A 1549-nucleotide genomic window follows, 5' to 3' on the forward strand; every position below is an offset into this window, starting at 1 on the left:
TCCGAACGATGCCCCTGGTGCGCCCCGAAGCCTCGACGTCATCAAGCCAGTCCGCTTCGCCAGAAATTACCCGGTTTTTGCGGGTCTCCAGCTGGCGCGACAGCCGCAGCAATGGCGCTCTGCACCAGGCCGCGGCGGGTGATATTTACCATAGTGGCTCCTCTCGATAATTAAGGATTGATACGATCTTCTCAAAATAGGTAAAATTAAGAGTTATTTCATATCCTGCAAATGGGACGAAATATAATACACACCATAAAATAAATGATTATACTCGAAAAATCTTTGTATTTGTCAAATACCTTGAATTTTGAATTTCGCAAACATGTCACCGAACATCAATCTAGTATCTATCTTTCTATACATTCGCATCTTACGTCCGGCCACTGTCTCTTGATAAGCGCCGGAGTTCAAAATTCTTGGAACAAATATTTCCGAATAAGTACTCGACGCTGTTTTATCGTAAGTAAATGGCGCCTTGAATGAACTCGGGAAATTATCAGTCAAGGCGGTTAGGAGTACCAGTGGACTATCACCCAAGATCCAGGTGCTTCCGGGCGCAAGCCCCATTTTTCCCATCTGCTCGATATTCTCTGAAAGGCGCGCCATTAGCCACTTCCCAATTGGCCCGCACGGCTGGATATAGGCTCGCAATTCCGATATAGAGACATGACACGTGTCATAAGCATCCGCTGGAACCTGCCAGATCGCGACCTCGCTTTGATTGAACACGTATCTAAACGCTACCGGGTCAATAGCAGCATTGAACTCAAATCCGCCTGCTGGGAACGAGCCCCCTCCTATCCAAACCAACGTGAATTTACCGGCGATCTCGGGCTCTAGAAGGAGTGCGCTTGCCACCTCTGTTAGTCCGCCGCCGACAGCTATATACAAAGGTAACTTGGTATCAGTGCGTTTTGCTTCATCAATGATTGCCTGCGTACCAGCCGACCTAACGGGGGTGATGTCATCCTTCATCTGAGACGTCGCTCCCATGAAAACGGGCACCTGAGCCGATCGGCCCATTATTGCGAGCATGTCTTGAGCCAGTCCAACCGAGCGCTTTGCGGTTTGATTTGGGAAGTTCGTGCCCGTTCCGATTATTCCGCGAAGATCCATAGAGGCAGTTGACAGAATTGCATGGACGGCAGCGAACAGGCCATCAGCATTGCCGCAAAGATCATTTGCGAACAGGACTCTGGAACGCACGGCCGGAGGCGGATCTTTCCGGCCCACTGATGCCGCGGCCGCCATAGTACCTGTCATCCCCATCATGATGCCAGAAGCACTCAAACGAGTGATCAATTGCCTTCGGTTCATGATAGCCTCCCACACAAAATCTCTGTTCCAAGGACCAGCGAATATGGCGATATAGATAGACAGTCTAGCTTTATATCGTTCGTGATAGCTTTTTCAGGCCGTGCACGGCACGATCAAGGCTAGGGTCGCTATGCTAAGAGTCCGTTTGAGAATGCGTCAGGTGGGGTTTGCGGCCCGATTGTAGATGGTGGTGCGGTTGGTGGCGAAGGGCGGGAGGATGACCGCTTCG

At 50.5% G+C, this 1549-nt stretch carries 1 protein-coding gene; it reads right to left on the reverse strand.

The genetic code is table 11. The features are described 5' to 3' along the window. Positions 1–294 precede the first annotated feature (294 nt). On the reverse strand, positions 295–1320 hold the full coding sequence (locus BMY84_RS28830; protein WP_143075211.1) for a nucleoside hydrolase: 1026 nt from the start codon (positions 1318–1320) through the stop codon (positions 295–297). Positions 1321–1549: the final 229 nt, after the last annotated feature.

It is taken from the genome of Sphingobium sp. AP50, assembly GCF_900109095.1.
Taxonomy (GTDB): domain Bacteria; phylum Pseudomonadota; class Alphaproteobacteria; order Sphingomonadales; family Sphingomonadaceae; genus Sphingobium.